The organism is bacterium (genome assembly GCA_031082185.1).
Lineage (GTDB): Bacteria > Sysuimicrobiota > Sysuimicrobiia > Sysuimicrobiales > Humicultoraceae > VGFA01.
Map to the genome: position 1 here is coordinate 11,279 of JAVHLI010000015.1, position 17,348 is coordinate 28,626.

Here is a 17,348-nt window from a genome sequence, read left to right on the forward strand (position 1 = left end):
GCCCCTTCAATGTCCACACCCTTTCCCGGCACCGGATTTGTTCTCGTCCACGGGGATCCGGCCTGCCTGACCATAGGCCTGCTACTCGGCCTGCGCGCAGCGGCTCCTGCCAGCCCGCTCCTGATCGTAGATGGGGCAAATGCGCTCAACCCGTACCTGCTCTCCGGCCTGGCGCGCCGGATGGGGCGGCGTCCCGAAGCCCTGCTGGCCGGCGTTTTCATCTCCCGCGTTTTCACCGCCTACCAGCTCGAAGTCGCGGTCGTTGACCGGCTGGAGAGCGTTGTTGCGGCGCGCCGTTCCTGCGGCGTGCTGCTTGCCGGCCTGCTGGATCCCCTCCACGACAAGGACCTCTCCGCCGCCGAGGCCCGGCGGATCTTCCATCGGGTGCTTGCAACCCTCACCCGCCTGGCCGCACAGCCGCACCTGCTGGTGGTGTCCGCGGCGTCCCAGCCGCCGGTACGCGGGCGTGAAGGGTTCGGGGCGCAGCTCGCCGCAGCGGCGGACCGGGTGTTCCGCGTCGTGTCCCGCGAAGGAAGGATCGAGATCACCGGGGAGAAACCCGCGCCCGGCCGCTGGTGGTGGGAGCCGGAGGTGCCGCTGCTGGCCGCGCGGCGGTGGTGCTGATGGGCCGCACCGTACCCACCATGACGCAGATCGTAGCCCAGGAGGAGGCGAACTTCGCGCCGTTCCGCCGGGCGCTGCGCAGCGAGGACCGGGTGATCCTCGACCGGCTCTTCGCAGCCGCGCGCCACCACACCGCGCCCGCCGCCTATCTTTCGCATCCGGTGCCGTTCGAGGTTATCCTGCTGGCCATGCTGATCGAGATGGCGAAGCTGGTGGAGGCGCTGCGCGTCCGCCTGGAAGGCCTGGAGGCCGGTGATCCCACGGGTGATCCCAGGACGGGGTGAGGTGACGCTGACCGGCTGGTTGTTCGACACCTATTCCACCGGGGAGGGCATGGCGGTCTGGTTGATCGGCGAGGACGGCCGGGCGCACCGCCTGGTGGTGCCGTTTGCTCCGGTCTTCTATACAGCCGGACCGGAGCGCCTTCTGGCCCGGCTGCCGGCGCGCCTGGCCGACCTGGGAATTGCGGCCGAGACGGCGATGGCCGCGCGGGAAGAGCTCCTCTCCGGCGCGGCGCTGCCGGTGCTGCGGATCGCCGTCCGCTCACCGCTTGCGTTCCCATCCGCGGTACGCTCGGTCGCCCGCATCAGAGGCCTGACGCCGTTCGATTGTGACCTCAGCGTCCCCCAACTGTTCTTTGCACAGACCGGGCTGTTCCCGCTGGGGCGGTACCGGGTGGAGGAAGGGTCGGTCGTCACGGTAGCGGAGTTTCAGCCGTTGGACACGCCGGAAGATCTTGAGTACGTTCTTCCTCCGCTGGTGACAATGCGCCTGCGCCTGGACGGCGACCCGATCAACCCGGCACACGGCCGGATGACCGAAATCGAGGCGTCGGTAAACGGAGAAACGGTCGTGCTCTGCGGCGACCGCCCGGAGGACCTGATCACCAGCCTCAACCGCCTGCTCGAGCGCTACGATCCCGACATCCTTCTCACCGAGTGGGGCGACGCGTTCCTCCTACCGCGACTGCAGACGCTCGCGGCGCGGGTCGGCGTGCCGCTGCGGTGGAACCGCGAGCGCGGCGGGGGCCTTCAGGTGCGGCGCGCCCGCTCGTACGTCACCTACGGCCAGACCGTCTTCACGGCCGGCGCGCAGATGCTCCACGGCCGTTGGCACCTCGACCTGCGCAACTCGTTCATATACGGCGAGTCCGAACTGTCCGGGCTGATTGAGATCGCTCGCCTGGCGTGCCTGCCGGTGCAGTATCTGGCCCGGACCTCGATCGGGACGGCGATCAGCGCGATGCAGATCCACCGCGCGATCCGGCGGGGCGTGTTGGTCCCCTGGCGCAAAAGCGAGCCCGAAGGGTTCAAGTCGGCCGGGGAACTGCTGGTCACCGATAAGGGCGGGCTCACCTACCAGCCGGTCGTGGGCGTGTTCGAGGGCGTCGGTGAGCTGGACTTCGCATCCATGTACCCTACGATTATGGCGCGGTTCAACATCTCGCCTGAGACGGTCAATTGCAGGTGCTGTCCCGACGCGCCGCGCGTGCCGGAGACCGGCGCGCGCCTGTGCCGGCGCCGGAGGGGTCTGCTGCCGGAGGTGCTGGAGCCGCTGCTCCGGCGGCGGGCGTACTACAAGCGGCGGAGGCAGGAGACGTCCGGCGAGGCGCGCGCCCTCTACCAGCAGCGGCAGACGGCGCTGAAGTGGTGTTTGGTCTGTTCATTCGGGTACCTCGGGTATCGCAACGCCCGCTTCGGCCGCATCGAGGCGCACGAGGCCACAACCGCCTTCTCCCGCGAGATGCTCCTGCGGGCCAAGGAGCTGGCTGAAGCCCAGGGCTACCGGATGCTCCACGCGTTGGTGGACTCGATGTGGCTGCACCAAAGCGGCGCCACGCGCGCCGACTACGATGCCCTGGCCCTGGCCATAGAGGAGACGACCGGGCTTCCGATTCTCGTCGAGGGCGTCTACGACTGGATCACGTTTCTGCCGTCGCGAACGCATCCGGGCTTGGGTGTGCCCAACCGCTACCTGGGCCGGTTCGATGACGGCACGACGAAGGTGCGCGGCATCGAACTCCGACGCTCGGACGTCCCTGCGTTCATCGAGCGCACGCAGGCCAGGATGCTGGAGGTGCTCTTCGCGGCCAGGACGGCGGCGGAGGTACGCGCCGCGATCCCGCGGGTGCTGGACATCCTGACCGAGGCCGTGGTCCGCCTGCGGGGCGGGGAGGTCAGGGCCGCTGATCTTGCCGTGACGACGACCATCTCGCGCGCGCCCGAGGAGTACAGAAACAACGCGGCTGTGGCCGTGGCCGCTCGGCAGATGGCCCGCTCCGGGGTGCGCCTGCATCCAGGCGAGCGGATCCAGTACATCATCATCAACACGGGCGCGCGTCTGCCCGACGATCGCGTCCGGCCCCTTGGACTACTGGGACCTGACTGGTCGTGCGACGTGGACTACTACACCGGCCAGTTGATGCGCGCCGCCGAGACGTTGTTGGTTCCCCTGGGATTTCCTCTGGCGCGACTGGAACAGGAGGTGCAGCTCAGGATGCAGGCGGGCGGCTGAGCGGGCGGTATCAGCGGGAGGCGGCCAGCAGCGCCTGCATCTCGCGGCCGTTCTGCGCGGCCTGGCCGCGTGCGTGGTTGTTGAACATGAGATAGAGGGAGCCGACGCGGGGCGCCAGCGTGCGTACGGTCGCGGCCCACCCTTCCATCTCCTCCTGGGAGTAGAGGTAGTCGTATGCCCGGTCCGTGGAGACCCGGCGCTCCAGTAGCGCCGGATTGCGGCCGTGGAAGCGGACGACCGACCACCCCGCGGTTACCTCGACCTCGGGCGGGGGGAGGTACTGCACCTGGGCCATGTCCGGGACCACATAGGCATATCCGCGCTCGCGCAGGAAGCCCAGGAACGCCTCTCGGTGCCGGTGGTACAACCACTCCTTGTGGCGGATCTCCACGGCCACGGGCCAGTCGCGCAGGTAGGGGGCCCACGCATCCAGGTAGGCGAACAGGTCGGGCGCATACCCCAGGCCCTTTGGGAACTGGAATAGGACGTAGCCCAGCCGGCCCGCCGCGGCAAAGACGTTGACGAACTCCGCGAACTGGTCCCAGGCCGCGCCCAGCGCCTCCTCCGGGACGCGGTCGCCGCGCACCGGGCCGCCGGACCGCAGACCCGGGGGTAGGAGGGCCGCGATCGCGGGCGGTAGCCGACGGGGATCGCTCTCGTGCCGCGTCAGCCAGGCGAAGGCCTTGATGCCGAACCGGAACGAGGCCGGTGTCCAGTCCAGCCACTGTCCGGCGCGTTCCAGGGGCTGCAGGGCGTGGTAACTCGCGTCCACCTCGACGGCGGGGAAGACGCCGGCGTAGTGCGCCAGTCGGGCTCTCGGTTCAGTCTTGGTCCCGCGCGGGTAGAAGTCGCTGGCCACCACGCCACGGTCCGCCCACGAGCAGGTGCCCACGAAGACCTCGCACCCTCGGAGGGGGATCGGGACGGTCGCCGGGGCGCCGCCGGGTTCCGGGAACAAGCTCACAGATGCAATCCACCGCGTGTTTGACAGTACCTTCGCGCCGTGGCTATAATGTCCTGGGCTTCTGCCCGTTTTTTTTGCGCCTGATCATCCTCACCACCTGGAAGGGGATTGCCGTTGAGAGCGCGTCTCGGCGTCCGTCTGGTCATAATCTTCGTCCTGGGCCTTGCTGCGATACAGGTAGCGTTCCGGCCGCTCCAGTTCGTCGGCCGCATGCCGGTGTTCGGCAGCCCCACGCTGCGCATGAACCTGGGCCTTGACCTCAAGGGAGGCAGCCTGCTCGTGCTGGAAGGGCAGGATACGCCGACCGTCCAGGCCACGCCCGAGGCGGTGGATGCCGCGATGCGGGTGATCGAGAAGCGCATAGATCAGTTGGGCGTGGTGGAACCGACGATCCAGCGGCAGGGCCTGAAGCGCATCATCGTCGAGTTGCCCGGAATCCAGGATCCCGAACGGGCGATGAAGCTTATCGGGAAGACGGCCTTGCTGGAATTCGTGGACACCGGTGCGCAGTCGCTGCCCGAGGGTGCGCAATGGAGCGCGGACGGCAAGACGGTCATCCTCCCCGAGCGGCCGGATGCGCCTCAGCCCTCGGACCAGACCGGCGCCGCCCGATCGCTGCCTCTGGAGAAGAAGGTGGTACTGACCGGGGCGGATCTGGAAAGCGCGCAGGGTGGCTTCGACCAGAACAGCGCCGAGCCCATCGTCCACTTCAAGTTCCGCGGCAAGGCCGCCAAGACGTTCGAGGATTACACGGCCGCGAATGTCGGCAAGTACCTGACGATCGTGCTCGACAACGAGGTCATATCATCCCCGGTCATCCGGGATCGCATCACCGGCGGGAGCGGCCAGATCAGCGGCGGTTTCCGCGTAATCGAGGAGGCCCGCGACCTGGCCGTCCTCCTGCGGGGAGGGTCGCTGCCCATCCCGGTTGAGGTGGTGGAGAACCGCACCGTCGGACCTCAGTTGGGCCGCGACTCGATCGATAAGAGCCTGCGGGCGTCGAGCGTCGCGCTCTTGGCGGTTGCGCTCTTCATGGCGCTCTATTACGGCCTGCCGGGTCTCCTGGCCGACTTCGCGCTTTTCCTCTACCTGCTGGCCTTGCTGGCGCTGCTGAGCGGCCTGGGCGCAACGCTCACGCTGCCGGGTATCGCCGGGATCGTTCTCTCCATCGGGATGGCGGTGGACGCCAACGTGATAATCTTCGAGAAGGTCAAGGAGGAGCTGCGCGCCGGCAAGAGCCTGCGCGCGGCGATAGCGGCGGGTTGGAGCCGGGCGACGACCACGATCCTGGATTCCAACGTCACCACGCTGATCGCCACGACGGTGCTGTTCCTCCTGGGCTCCGGGCCGATCCGTGGCTTCGCGGTCACGCTCAGCATAGGGGTGCTGGTCAGCATGTTTACGGCGATCGTCGTCACGCGGGCATTCGTGGACGCCGCCGCGGCCGCGGGTCTCGGGCCGCAGTTGGCCCGCCTGGCCGGGAGGATCGTGCGATGACCACCCGGACCTGGGACATAATAGGCAAGCGGCGCTGGGGGTATGCCTTCTCCCTGCTCCTCATCATCCCCGGCGTGATCGCGCTCATTACCAACTCGGCCGCAGGGAGGGGCGCGCTGGACTGGGGCGTGGACTTCACAGGCGGCAACTTCTTCCAGTTGGAGATGGAGAGGCCGTTCAGTACCGGGCAGGTCCGCGCGGTCGCGGACCGATTTGTCACTGGCCAGAGCGTCATCCAGAAGGCGGAGCAGGAGGTGCTGATCCGCACCAGGCCGCTGACCCCCGAGGCGAAGAGCGGTCTGCTTGCTGCGCTAACGCAGGAGTTCGGCAAGGTTACCATCCTGCGCGAGGACGAGGTTGGACCCAAGATCGGACGAGAGCTGCGCAACGTGGCGATCATCGGCGTGCTGATCGGCCTTGCGCTGCAGGTGCTCTACGTCTCCTACCGGTTCAAGTCCGTCCGGTACGCCATGGCAGCAGACATCGCGCTGCTCCACGATCTGCTCGTCGTCGTGGGGATCTTCGCCCTCACGCGGAAGGAGGTCAACACCGCCTTCGTGGCGGTGCTGCTGACCGTCGTCGGCTACTCGATCAACGACACGATCGTTGTCTTCGACCGAATTCGCGAGAACCTGGCGATGCGGGGGCGAGAGGCATTCGATCGGCTGGTCAACCGCAGCATACTTGAGGCATTGGTGCGCTCGATCAATACCGTGCTGACCACGATCATGGCGATAGGCGCGATCTATGTTTTCGGAGGTAGCACCGTTCGCGACTTCGCCTTCGGCTTGATGGCAGGGATCACCGTAGGGGCTTACTCCTCGGTGTTCAATGCGAGCGCCATCCTGGTTGACTGGAATCTGTGGGCGGAGCGCCGCGGCAGGCGGCCACGCCCTGAGGCCCCGGCGGAGATGGCCGCGGCTCCCGAGGCGGCGGTGCCGCAGGCGGCCAACACCACCCCACGCCGCAGGCGGCCCCGGAGGAGGTAGCAGGCATGTCGGTATTCACCGTGTTCGCGCTACTGCTGTTTGCCGCCGTCACGGTATTCGCGCTAGCCAATCCCTCGACCGTCGTGCTCCGCCTCGCGGTCTGGGAGGTGCGGACGACGCTGGCGCTGGCAACCATAGGCGCCGCCGTCCTGGGCGGTTTCCTCGTCTTCATCAGCGGCTTCATCGGACAGCAGCGGCTGCGATCGCGCCTGCGGGAGCTGCAGGCGCGCCTGCGCGAGATGGAGTCGCAACCGCCTGCGGCCGGCGGCCGACCGAACCAGGACCCCTGACCCGCTGGTGCGTCGCCTCACTTGACGCGGCGGCGCAACGCCGCCTTGTAGCCACCCTCGGGGTTACTACCCTCACGGCCCAGGTTCTCATGAACCGGGGCCTTGCCGATCCGGCCGCGGCCGCGGCCTTCCTGGACTGCGGTCTTGACCGGCTGAGTTCCCCCTTCGATCTGGCTGAGATGGACCTTGCCGCCGAGCGCCTGTTGCGGGCGGTGCACGCCCGCGAGCGGGTGGCCATATACGGCGACTTCGACGCCGACGGCGTAACCGCCACCGCGATCCTGGTGCGAGGGCTGCGCCGCGTCGGCGTGGCGGTGGAGTACTACGTGCCCGATCGCCGCACCGAGGGGTACGGGCTGCACCCCAACGCCGTGGCCCGCCTGGCATCCGACGGGGTGGCGCTACTGGTAGCGGTTGACTGCGGCATCGCGGCCACATCCGCGGCAGAGACCGCCCGCTCAGCCGGGCTCGACCTTATCGTGTTGGATCACCATGAGCCCGTGGGCCCGTTGCCCGCCGCCGCGGCGGTGGTGCACCCGAGGCGGCGTACCGCGGGCGCCACCTCGGCCGCCTGCACCGAGTTCTGTGCCGCGGGCCTTTCCTACCAGGCATGGCGCGCGTTGTGCGCGCGCCTGGAGCGGAAAGATGACGACGGCGACCTCCTCGAGCTCGCCGCGCTGGGCACGGTTGCGGACGTGGCGCCGCTGTTGGGTGACAACCGGATCCTGGTTGCCCGGGGTCTTGAGCGTATGGGCTCGACCCGCGTCCTGGGGCTGCGCGCGCTAATGGAGGTGGCGGCGCTGCGGCCTCCTCTTGGCGTCCGCGACCTCTCTCACGCGCTGGCCCCGCGGCTCAATGCGGCCGGGCGGCTGGCCCATGCGGCGGCCGCGGTCCGTTTGTTGACCACCGAGGACCCAGAAGAGGCAGGGGCGGTCGCCGCCGAGCTCGACGGCCTGAACAAGGAGCGGCGGGCGCTGTGCGGGCAGGTGCTGGCCGAGGCCGTCCAGGAGGTCGAAACGGGAGGGTTGCAGGAACAGCCGGCGCTGGTCCTAGCACGCGAGGGCTGGCATCCCGGCGTCGTGGGCATCGTCGCGTCGCAGTTGGTCGAGCGGTACTACCGACCCGCGGTGCTGATCGCGCTGCACGAGGGCGTGGGAAAGGGATCGGCGCGCAGCATCCCTCCCGTGCACCTGGTTGAGGCGCTCTCCCATGCCGCAACCTTCATGACCGCTTTTGGCGGCCATGCCATGGCTGCCGGTCTGACCATTCCGGAGGGTGCAGTGGAAGGGTTCCGATCCGCGTTCCTTGCCGCGGTCGCGGGGAAGCTGCGGAACGGAGACCTGGAGCCGGTCGTGCGGATTGACGCCGAGATCCCGCTGGAGATGGCTACCCTGGAACAGACCGCGGAACTCGGCCGCCTGGCGCCCTTCGGGAGCGGAAACGAGCCGCCGGTGTTTGCGTCCCGCGGACTGCGGGTCCATAGCACGCGACTGGTGGGCGATGGAGCCCATCTGCGGATGGTTGTCGGGGACGGCACGCACACCGCCGAGGCGATCGCGTTCCGTCACGGCGACATCGCTGAGCTGCTGGCCTTTACCCAGGCGCGGGTGGACCTGGCTTATGCACTGGAGGAGAACAGGTGGCGTGAGGTCAGCTCCGTGCGGCTGATCGTGCGAGATCTCCGGACCCCAGGCCTGAAGCCGGCAGAGGTGACCTCCAGCACCGCGCAACTGCTGGGGCGCCTGTTCGAGCGCGCCGATGACTACCTCGATCTGGACCGGCGGGAGGTCGAGGACGCCGACGCGTTCCACACCAAGGTGGTCGGCGTCACCTTCGAGGGGCGTCAGGCGACCCTGGCATCGGTACGCGCGGGCGAGGCGCTCCATCTGGTGCGGGATCCCCAAAACCCGCGCGATCCGCACGCGATCATGGTCTGCCTTGGCGACGGGCGACAGCTTGGGTTCCTTCGGGCGGCGCTGGCAGCCCGGCTTGCGCCGGCCATGGATGCCGGAGCCCGATACGCGGCGACCGCGACGGCGCTGACCGGTGGCGGGGACCGCGCGTGGGGGCTGAACATCCACCTCAACCGCGAGGCAACCTGGGAAGGGGAGATGGTCGAGGGCCGTCGTGGACTCCTCGACGGTCTGGTTTCCGGTCTAAGCCGCGGGCGCCCTCTCTCCAGCCGGCAGCAGGAGGTCCTGGATGCCGTTCTTGCAGGAAGCCCGGTTGCGGCCCGCTTTGGGCCGGGCCGCGGTCTCCTTCACACGGTGGTGATGGCGGCAGCAGTGCTGGCATCCCGCGGCGACGGGCCGGTCGTGGTAGTGCTGCCGCGGTCAGGGGTGGTAGATGCCTGGTATGGTCTTGCCGGGGCGTGGCTGCGAAGGGCCGGGCTCCGGGTAGCCGGCGCCCACGGCCTGCTCCCCGCGCAGGACGCGGCCCGCGTCGGCGCGGCCTGGGGCAGAGGAGATCTCGACCTGCTGTTTGCGTCCGCGCTCTGGACTGAGCAGCGGGTGCCGGAAGCAGGCGGGGTAATGGCAGTGCTCGACCCCCACAGCCCGGAGTCCGACGTTGCCCTCCTGCGGGAGCGGTACGGTGGCCGCCTCCGCCTCCTAACCGGAACGCTGCCCGGCGAGGCGCTGGGGCAGGCCGCCGGTGCTGTTGGGATTGATCGGGTCGTCTCTGCTGCTCCTGCCCGGACAAACCTACGGGTCGTGGACCGCCGCGGCCTCCCAGCCGATGAGGTCGGTCTCGGAGGCGGCCGCGCGCGCGGGGAGAAGACCCTTGTCCTGACTGGTGACGCCGGCGCGAGCGTTGCAGCGGCGCGCCATCTGCGCACGCGCCATCCCGACATGGCGGATCTCATCGCCTACTATCACGCGGGCCTGCCCGCGGCGTTGCGCCGCGTGATCGAGGACCTCTTTGCGGCAGGACAGTTGACGGCGTTGGTCGCAGGGGCGTATTTGGTCGCGCCCGCGCTGCCCGAGGACATCGCGCGCGTGGTGGTCCTGGGACTGCCGCCGGACCCTCTGCTGGCGGGCGACTGCCTGGGCTCCGGGGGTCTGAAGGGAGGGGTGACGACCGTGGAGCTCAGGTTCGGTCCTGACGCGCTTGACGCCGCCTCAGCCCAGTTGGAAGCGCGCTGCCCCTCGCGGGAGACGCTTGTGCGATGCTACCATGAACTCAAGCCGCGGGGGCGGGCGGGAGAAGGTCTGGAAACGACCCTCCCGGCCGGGGTTCTGTCCGCCTGCCTGGCGATCATGGTCGAAGCCGGGGTCCTCACCCGGGAGGACGCGGAGGGTCCCGGGGGGCGGTACACTCTGCTGGATGCCGGTTCCCGAGGCGATCTGGGCCGGTCGCTCAGGTACAGGGAGGGGATGCGGGAGCACGCGGCCTGGTCCCATCTGCGTGCCTGGGCAGGCGGTCCGGCTGCACGGATTCTGGACGGCCTCGCGAGGCCGTAGTCCAGGAGGGCTCGGGGGCTTCACGCCGAAATGCTGCAGGAAAAGCCGATCGGCGGTGTCCAGCGGTGAAGTGGCTGGATCTGCGCAGACAACAAGGTAGCTTCCAGGATCTGCCGCCTGAGGTCCAGCGCCTCATCGCGACACTGCGGGCCAACTTCCCCAAGGCCGATCTCGATCTGGTGCGCGAGGCCTACCTTGCCGCTGCCAGGGCCCACGAGGGCCAGAGACGCGCTTCGGGCGAACCGTACGTCATGCACACGGTGACCGTGGCGACCATCCTGGCCGATCTGCGCCTCGACGTGACCACGGTTTCCGCCGCCTTGTTGCATGACGTGCTCGAGGACACCGGCGTTGAACTGTCCGAGCTGCGCGACCGGTTCGGCCCCGAGATCGCCACGCTGGTGGACGGCGTTACCAAGCTGGGCAAGATCGAGTGGCAGAGTCGGGAGGAGCGTCAGGCCGAGAGCCTGCGCAAGATGTTCCTGGCAATGGCCAACGACATCCGCATCGTCTTGATCAAACTGGCCGACCGGCTGCACAACATGCGCACCATAGCGCCACTTCCAGAGTGGAAGCGCCAGCGTACCTCCCAGGAGACGCTCGACATCTATGCCCCGCTGGCTGAGCGGCTGGGGATAGGCAGCGTCCAGAAGGAGTTCGAGGACCTGGCGTTCCAGCAACTCGAGCCCGAAACCTACGCGGAGATCACCCGCTCGCTGGCCCAGGCCGAGGACGCCCGGCAGGCGCTCGTAGATCGGGTCGTGAGGGTCCTCCACCGCGAGATCCAACGGGCGGGCATCAAGGTAGAGCCCAAGAACATCACGGGCCGGCCCAAGCACATATACAGCATCTGGAAGAAGCTTCAGCGGCCCAAGTACGCGGGGCAACCCGTGGAGCGCGTCTACGACCGGCTGGGCGTGCGGGTGCTGCTCGACGACGTGAAGGACTGCTACACTGCGCTAGGCGTAGTTCATGCTGTTTGGAAACCGATCCCGGGCGAGTTCGACGACTACATCGCCAACCCGAAGACCAGCGGGTATCAGTCGCTGCACACGGCGGTCATCCACGAGGGGGAACCGCTGGAGTTCCAGATACGCACCCACCAGATGCACGTCGAGGCAGAGCGCGGCATCGCCGCCCACTGGAAGTACAAGGAAGGCGCGGCACAGACCCGAGAGGTGGACCAGAAGCTGGCCTGGCTGCGGCAGTTGCTGGAGTGGCAGCAGGACATGTCCGGCGCGCGCGAGTTCGTGCAGTCGGTTCGGCTGGACCTCTTTCAGAACGAGGTATTCGTCTTCACTCCGAAGGGCGACGTGATAGACCTGCCGGCCGGTGCGACCCCGGTGGACTTCGCCTACCGCATCCACACCGATGTCGGGCACCGCTGCGTCGGAGCCAAGGTCAACGGACGGCTGGTCCCGCTGTCGCATAAGCTTCGCACCGGCGACATCGTTGAGATCTCGACCAGCAAGAGCAGTGCCGGTCCGAGCCGGGACTGGCTAATGTTCATCGTGACCAGCAACGCCCGATCCAAGGTCAAGCAATGGTTCAAGCGCGAGCGGCACGAGGAGAATCTGGTCCACGGCCGGGAGATGCTGGAGCGCGAGCTAAGGCGTACCGGCGGCGTGGCGGCCGCGATGAAACCCGAGCGGCTGGAGGAGGTCATCGGGCAGTTTGGGATGTCGTCGGCCGACGAGCTGCTGGCCGCGATCGGCAATGGCGACCTCTCGCTGTTGCAGGTGGCGCACGCGCTACGGGGCACCGTCCCGGTCGAGGAGGAACCTGCGGCGCCTCCCACCGCGCCGATGGCGCCGCCGGGCGCGCCGCAGGGAGTCCGGGTACGGGGCGTCGACAACGTGCTCATGCGCTTTGCCCGCTGCTGTACCCCGCTGCCGGGCGACCGCATCGTGGGATACGTCACCCGCGGTCGCGGCGTGGCGATCCACCGAAACGACTGCGCGAATATCGCCTTCCTGCGCGCTCACCCCGAGCGACTGCTCGAGGTGGAATGGGAGTCCGTTCAGGAGCGGGTCTACCAGGTGGAGGTGGAGGTGGAGGCGTTCGATCGGGTGGGTCTCCTCAAGGACATCCTGGCCGCAGTCGCGGAGACGAGGACCAATGTCCTTTCGATGAATGCCCGCCTACGGCGGGACAAGGTGGTCGTCACGAACGTCGTGCTGGACATCCGAAACATCGGCCAGCTGCACGCGGTCATGCAGCGGGTAGAGAAGGTCCCTGAAGTCTTCAGCGTGGCCAGGGTCGTGCCCACGTGATGAGGCGCACGACCTCCACCCGTGTGGATCTCTTCACCGAGTCGGTGATCCGCGAGATGACGCGGCTCGCCGACCTGCACGGGGCCATCAACATGGCGCAGGGTTTTCCGGATTCCGACCCTCCCTCGGAGTTGGTGGAGGCCGCGGTGGCGGCGTTGCGGGGAGAATGGAACCAGTACTCTGTCACATGGGGCTCCCCGCGGCTGCGGCGCGCGATCGCCGACAAGGTGGCGTGGTCGAACGGTCTGGAAGTTGACCCAGAGCGCCACATCACGGTGACCTGTGGGGCCACCGAGGCGATGATGGCCACGCTGCTCGCCGTCTTGGACCCGGGTGACGAGGTTGTCCTATTCGAGCCCTTCTACGAGAACTACGGCCCGGACGCCTTGATCACCGGTGCGCGCCTGCGCCACGTCCGACTGGACCTCAGCGACCCGGCCATGCCGTTTGACCCCGCTGAGTTGCGCGCCGCATTCGGGTCGAAGACGCGGGCCATTATTGTCAACACGCCCCACAACCCCACCGGCAAGGTCTTCACCCTCTCCGAGTTGGAGCAGATCGCAGCCCTGTGCCTGGAATGGGACGTGCTGGCGATCACGGACGAGGTATACGAGCACATCCTCTATGATGGGACGGCGCACATCAGCTTGGCTACGCTGCCCGGGATGGCGGAGCGCACCGTTACGGTCAACAGCATGTCCAAAACCTACAGCGTGACCGGCTGGCGGGTGGGATGGGCACTTGCCCGCAACGCCGCAATCGCCGACGGCATCCGTCGCGCCCACGACTTCCTTACCGTAGGCGCGCCGGCGCCACTGCAGGAGGCGCTGGTGACCGCGCTGCACTTCCCGCGCGACTACTACGCGGGCCTCGGCGCGTTCTATCAGGCCAAGCGGGACGCCATGCTGGAGATCCTGGCCGGGGCCGGCTTCCGGTGCGTCGTGCCGCGCGGCGCGTACTACGTCATGTCCGACTTCAGCGGCCTCAGCACCGCCGATGACGTGGCGTTTGCCAGGCGCATGGCCTCCCAGGTTGGCGTGGCCGTGGTTCCGGGCAGCAGTTTCCACAGCGATCCCTCGGCCCGAACGCTGTACGTGCGCTTTGCGTTTCCCAAACGCCCCGAGACTCTGGAAGAGGTGCGCCGCCGTCTTGGCGCCCTTGCTTCGCGTGATCTTGGGTAGGCGGGAGCCGCTGCGGGAACGGCCGTGAGAGCGGTTGTTCAACGGGTGGCGCAGGCGGCCGTGCGCGTCGGCGAGGAGACGGTCGGCTCGATCGGCCCGGGGCTGATGGTTCTCCTGGCCGTGGCGGCGGACGACGCCTCCCCGCAGGCCGCGGCGCTGGCCGAGAAGGTGTCCCACCTGCGCATCTTTGACGACGCCGCCGGGAAGCTCAACCGGTCCGTGATGGACGAGGGTGGCTCGGTCCTGGTTGTTTCGCAGTTCACCCTCTACGGCGATGCCGGCCGGGGACGCCGCCCATCCTTCGTTCGGGCCGCGGCGCCGGCCCACGCCGAGGTGTTGTGCGAGGAGTTCGTCGCGCGGCTGCGCGCGCTGGGCATCTCTGTCGCCACGGGCCGGTTTCGGGCCAAGATGCTCGTGGAGATCCATAACGACGGCCCGGTGACGCTCATCCTGGACGCAGATGGCTGACGCGCCCCGCCTGATGCTGGTCCGCCACGGACACCACGATTGGCTGGTGCCGCCCATCAGCCGCTTTGCCGGGCGGCTCCCTGGGGTGCACCTGAACGCATCCGGTCGCGTTGAGGTCGAGGCCCTCGCGTGCTACCTGGAGGGATCCCTGCCGGACCGGATCGTGTCCAGCCCACTGGACCGCACGATGGAGACCGCGGCCATCATCGGCGAACGCGTGGGCCGACCCGTCTCCACGGACGATCGCCTCCTCGAAGCCGGGCTCGGGCCGTGGGAGGGCCTGCCGGTCGCCGAGGTGATCGCCTGCCATCCCACCGAGTGGCAGACCTGGCGGACCGTGCCGTCGCAGATGGCAGTTCCGGGCATCGAGCCGGTGGACGCGATCGCGGATCGCATGGCCGAGTGCGCTCGCGAGTGGGTGGAGCAGGGTGGTACGACCTTGCTCGTCTCCCACCAGGACCCGATCCTGGCGTTGGTATGCCGTCTGCTCGAACTGCCGCTGGATACAATGCGGCGGATGGATATCTCGCCCGCGTCGCTGACCGTGTTCGAGTTCGTGGACGGGATTCCGGTGATGCTGGTGCAGAACGCGGTGGCGCCCGTGCGCCCCGTCAGGCCAGGAAGGCAGTGAGCAGTCGCTGCTCGAGCTCGCGGCTGACCTCGGAGAGGTCCTTCACCGTATCCACGGACCTCCAGTAGGCCTCGGACTTGTAGGCACCCAGGCGCCGCTGCTCGGCCAGCTCCGGGAACGTTGTCCGCTCGTGGTCTCCCACCTCGGGGAAGTGCGGTATCACCTCACGGGAAAGCACGTAGATCCCGGCGTTGATCCAGTAGGGGAGCGTGGGTTTCTCGTGGAACGCGGCCACCCGTCCGTCCGTGGTTACTTCCACCAGCCCGTATGTGCTGACATAGGGCGTGAGCACCACCGTGGCCAGGTTCCCGCCCTCGCGGTGATGGGCCACCACCGGTTCGAGCCGTAGATTCGTTATGATGTCACCGTTCGTTGCCAACACAATCTGCTCGGGCGTGCGGAGCCTCCCGAAAGCGCTGCGGATGGCGCCGCCGCGCCCGAGAGGCAAACTCTCAACAGCATAGTCAATCCGCATACCCCACTTGGCGCCGTCCCCGAAGTAGTCCATGATTACCTCGTGCCGGTACCCACACGCCACCACGACTTCGGAAACGCCCTGCGTCTGCAGCCAGTGCATCTGGTAGGCCAGGATCGGGACGCCCAGGACCTCGACCATGGGCTTGGGCCGATCCTCCGTGTAGGGGCGTAGCCGCTCCCCTCGTCCGCCGGCCAGGATGATCGCCTGCACCACTGGTGCCTCCTTTCCCTACGGCTGGAGTTCTCAATGGATGAGTTCGCCCCAGCGTATGCGGCTTCCTGGACGCGCGGAATCCTGGACGCGCGGAATCCTGCGGCTCCGGCACGGTTTGACAGCAAAGGCCGTCCAACAGTAGAATGGCCGCAAGTTTCGGTCAATACGGTACCGGCTGGGAAGGGAAGAGTAGGGCCCGGTCCTTTCAGAGAGGGGAGGCCCCGCTTCGGCGGGCTGTGAGCATCCCCAGGCGTCCCGGGTACCGAACGACACCCCTGAGCCGACGGGTCCAACCGCGCGCAGCGTGGCTACATCCGTCCGGGTCCGCCCGTCATAGCGAAGAGGGTCCGACCGGTATAGTCGCGCGGCCGGAAACCAGGGTGGCACCGCGGGAAGACATGACGCTCCCGTCCCTGAGGGACGGGAGCGTTGCTTTTGGTAAGGAGAGAGGGGGAACGGCACGATGCCCGCATTCCAGGCACCGCGCGGCATGCGCGACATCCTACCCGGCGAGGTGGAGCGCTGGCAGGCTCTGGAGGCAGAGGTCCACGAACTGGCGGCCCGCTACGGGTTCCGTGAGATTCGTACGCCGGTAGTCGAGCACACGGACGTGTTTCAGCGCACGGTGGGTGAGGCCACCGATCTCGTCGAGAAGGAGATGTACACGTTCTCGGATCGCGGGGGCCGCTCGCTCAGCCTGCGCCCCGAGGGGACCGCACCGGTGATGCGCGCCTTCCTCGAGCACGGGCTCGCGCGCCAGCCGCAGCCGGTGAAGCTCTACTACATCGCGCCGATGTTTCGCTACGATCGGCCCCAGCGCGGCCGTTACAGGCAGCACACGCAGTTCGGAGCCGAGATCATCGGCAGTCCCGATCCGTCGGCCGATGCCGAGGTGCTGGCGCTGCCGGTACGCCTGCTCCAGCAGGTGGGCCTGTCGGAGGTGGAGGTCCGCCTCAACAGCGTGGGCGACGCGGCCTGCCGCCCGCGGTACCTGGCCGCGCTGCGCGACTACTTCAGGCCCCGCGTCACCGACCTGTGCGAGGACTGCCGGCGACGGTACGAGGAGCACCCGCTGCGGATACTCGACTGCAAGCGTGAGGGTTGTCATCGAATCACGCGCGGCGCTCCGCCGGTCTTCGGATACCTCTGCGAAGCGTGCGCCGCTCACTTCGAGGGTGTTCGGGCACAGTTCGACCTGCTGGGGATCAAGTACTCGATCGATCCATTCATCGTCCGGGGACTGGACTACTACACGCGCACGGCGGTGGAGGTTTACTCCGGCCGTCTGGGCGCTCAGAACGCCATGTTCGGGGGCGGACGCTACGACGGGCTTGCCGAGCAACTGGGAGGGCCGCCCACCCCCGGCGTGGGTTTCGGTTTTGGCCTGGACCGTTTGCTGCTGGTGGGCGAGCAGGAAGGGCTGGCCAGGCCCCTGGACCGAGGGATTGAGGTTATGGTTGTGACGATCGGTCCGGCCGCACGGTCGGAGGGCTTCCGTCTGGCCGACGAGCTGCGTCAGGCCGGCATCCGGACCGATGGCGATCTGCTGGCCCGCTCGGTGGCCGCCCAGATGAAGCACGCCGACCGTCTGGGCGCGCGGATCGCCGTCGTCCTGGGCGACGACGAGCTGGCCGCGGGCACGATCACGCTGCGCGAGATGGCCACCGGGGAGCAGGCTACGATCGTGCGCGCAGGCATGGCACAGGCGCTTCGGGATCGGCTGCGAAGGCAGGAACCGGCCAACGACGGGCAGGGACGGTGAAGG

At 68.1% G+C, this 17,348-nt stretch carries 14 protein-coding genes; 12 read left to right on the plus strand and 2 right to left on the minus strand.

All coding sequences use genetic code 11. The annotated features are described in order from the left end of the window. Positions 1 to 9: 9 nt before the first annotated feature. From RDU83_12045 to RDU83_12055, 3 genes are read left to right on the plus strand one after another with little or no spacing between them, the layout of a single operon-like run. Positions 10 to 624 (plus strand): hypothetical protein, encoded by a 615-nt coding sequence (locus tag RDU83_12045; GenBank protein ID MDQ7841737.1) that lies wholly within the window; start codon positions 10 to 12, stop codon positions 622 to 624. Then, positions 624 to 908: a hypothetical protein gene (locus tag RDU83_12050; GenBank protein ID MDQ7841738.1), complete on the plus strand. Its 285-nt coding sequence runs from the start codon at positions 624 to 626 to the stop codon at positions 906 to 908. Before RDU83_12045 ends, RDU83_12050 begins: the two co-directional genes overlap by 1 nt. Continuing rightward, positions 877 to 3,138 carry a DNA polymerase domain-containing protein gene (locus RDU83_12055; GenBank protein ID MDQ7841739.1) on the plus strand — a complete coding sequence of 754 codons (2,262 nt, stop codon included), beginning with the start codon at positions 877 to 879 and terminating at the stop codon, positions 3,136 to 3,138. Before RDU83_12050 ends, RDU83_12055 begins: the two co-directional genes overlap by 32 nt. Before the next feature lie 10 nt (positions 3,139 to 3,148). Here the strand turns inward: RDU83_12055 and RDU83_12060 are convergent, their stop codons facing one another. Further along, positions 3,149 to 4,102 (minus strand): DUF72 domain-containing protein, encoded by a 954-nt coding sequence (locus tag RDU83_12060; GenBank protein ID MDQ7841740.1) that lies wholly within the window; start codon positions 4,100 to 4,102, stop codon positions 3,149 to 3,151. Between the two features lie 114 nt (positions 4,103 to 4,216). On the opposite strand from RDU83_12060, the gene secD reads away from it, so the two are divergent. The 8 genes from secD (at position 4,217) to RDU83_12100 (ending at position 14,892) form a co-directional block, all read left to right on the plus strand. Beyond that, on the plus strand, positions 4,217 to 5,599 hold the full coding sequence (gene secD, locus RDU83_12065) for a protein translocase subunit SecD (GenBank protein ID MDQ7841741.1): 1,383 nt from the start codon (positions 4,217 to 4,219) through the stop codon (positions 5,597 to 5,599). Next, positions 5,596 to 6,588 (plus strand): protein translocase subunit SecF, encoded by a 993-nt coding sequence (secF, locus tag RDU83_12070; protein MDQ7841742.1) that lies wholly within the window; start codon positions 5,596 to 5,598, stop codon positions 6,586 to 6,588. Before secD ends, secF begins: the two co-directional genes overlap by 4 nt. Before the next feature lie 5 nt (positions 6,589 to 6,593). Beyond that, positions 6,594 to 6,878, plus strand: a complete 285-nt coding sequence (locus tag RDU83_12075) for a LapA family protein (protein MDQ7841743.1) — start codon at positions 6,594 to 6,596, stop codon at positions 6,876 to 6,878. Next, positions 6,875 to 10,339, plus strand: a complete 3,465-nt coding sequence (gene recJ, locus RDU83_12080) for a single-stranded-DNA-specific exonuclease RecJ (GenBank protein MDQ7841744.1) — start codon at positions 6,875 to 6,877, stop codon at positions 10,337 to 10,339. Before RDU83_12075 ends, recJ begins: the two co-directional genes overlap by 4 nt. Before the next feature lie 65 nt (positions 10,340 to 10,404). After that, positions 10,405 to 12,612, plus strand: coding sequence for a bifunctional (p)ppGpp synthetase/guanosine-3',5'-bis(diphosphate) 3'-pyrophosphohydrolase (locus RDU83_12085; protein ID MDQ7841745.1), 2,208 nt, complete (start codon positions 10,405 to 10,407; stop codon positions 12,610 to 12,612). Beyond that, positions 12,612 to 13,793 carry an aminotransferase class I/II-fold pyridoxal phosphate-dependent enzyme gene (locus tag RDU83_12090; GenBank protein MDQ7841746.1) on the plus strand — a complete coding sequence of 394 codons (1,182 nt, stop codon included), beginning with the start codon at positions 12,612 to 12,614 and terminating at the stop codon, positions 13,791 to 13,793. The genes RDU83_12085 and RDU83_12090 overlap by 1 nt, the downstream gene beginning before the upstream one ends. A 24-nt stretch (positions 13,794 to 13,817) precedes the next feature. Then, complete coding sequence (dtd, locus tag RDU83_12095; GenBank protein MDQ7841747.1) at positions 13,818 to 14,261, plus strand: D-aminoacyl-tRNA deacylase; 444 nt, start codon at positions 13,818 to 13,820, stop codon at positions 14,259 to 14,261. Further along, the gene (locus RDU83_12100; GenBank protein MDQ7841748.1) at positions 14,254 to 14,892 is read left to right on the plus strand and encodes a histidine phosphatase family protein; all 639 of its coding nucleotides are present in this window, start codon (positions 14,254 to 14,256) and stop codon (positions 14,890 to 14,892) included. The genes dtd and RDU83_12100 overlap by 8 nt, the downstream gene beginning before the upstream one ends. On the opposite strand, the gene RDU83_12105 is transcribed toward RDU83_12100, so the two are convergent. Next, a complete protein-coding gene (locus RDU83_12105; GenBank protein MDQ7841749.1) occupies positions 14,873 to 15,580 on the minus strand; it encodes a nucleotidyltransferase family protein in 708 nt (235 codons plus the stop codon). The genes RDU83_12100 and RDU83_12105 overlap by 20 nt on opposite strands. Before the next feature lie 466 nt (positions 15,581 to 16,046). Between RDU83_12105 and hisS the strand changes: the two genes are divergently transcribed. Beyond that, positions 16,047 to 17,345, plus strand: a complete 1,299-nt coding sequence (hisS, locus tag RDU83_12110) for a histidine--tRNA ligase (GenBank protein ID MDQ7841750.1) — start codon at positions 16,047 to 16,049, stop codon at positions 17,343 to 17,345. Positions 17,346 to 17,348 lie beyond the last annotated feature (3 nt).

Bases quoted from the DNA above. Each gene is read 5' to 3' on its own strand.
- RDU83_12045 (MDQ7841737.1), top strand. From the start codon at position 10: ATGTCCACACCCTTTCCCGGCACCGGATTTGTTCTCGTCCACGGGGAT.
- RDU83_12050 (MDQ7841738.1), top strand. From the start codon at position 624: ATGGGCCGCACCGTACCCACCATGACGCAGATCGTAGCCCAGGAGGAG.
- secF (MDQ7841742.1), top strand. From the start codon at position 5,596: ATGACCACCCGGACCTGGGACATAATAGGCAAGCGGCGCTGGGGGTAT.
- RDU83_12075 (MDQ7841743.1), top strand. From the start codon at position 6,594: ATGTCGGTATTCACCGTGTTCGCGCTACTGCTGTTTGCCGCCGTCACG.
- RDU83_12090 (MDQ7841746.1), top strand. From the start codon at position 12,612: ATGAGGCGCACGACCTCCACCCGTGTGGATCTCTTCACCGAGTCGGTG.
- RDU83_12100 (MDQ7841748.1), top strand. From the start codon at position 14,254: ATGGCTGACGCGCCCCGCCTGATGCTGGTCCGCCACGGACACCACGAT.
- hisS (MDQ7841750.1), top strand. From the start codon at position 16,047: ATGCCCGCATTCCAGGCACCGCGCGGCATGCGCGACATCCTACCCGGC.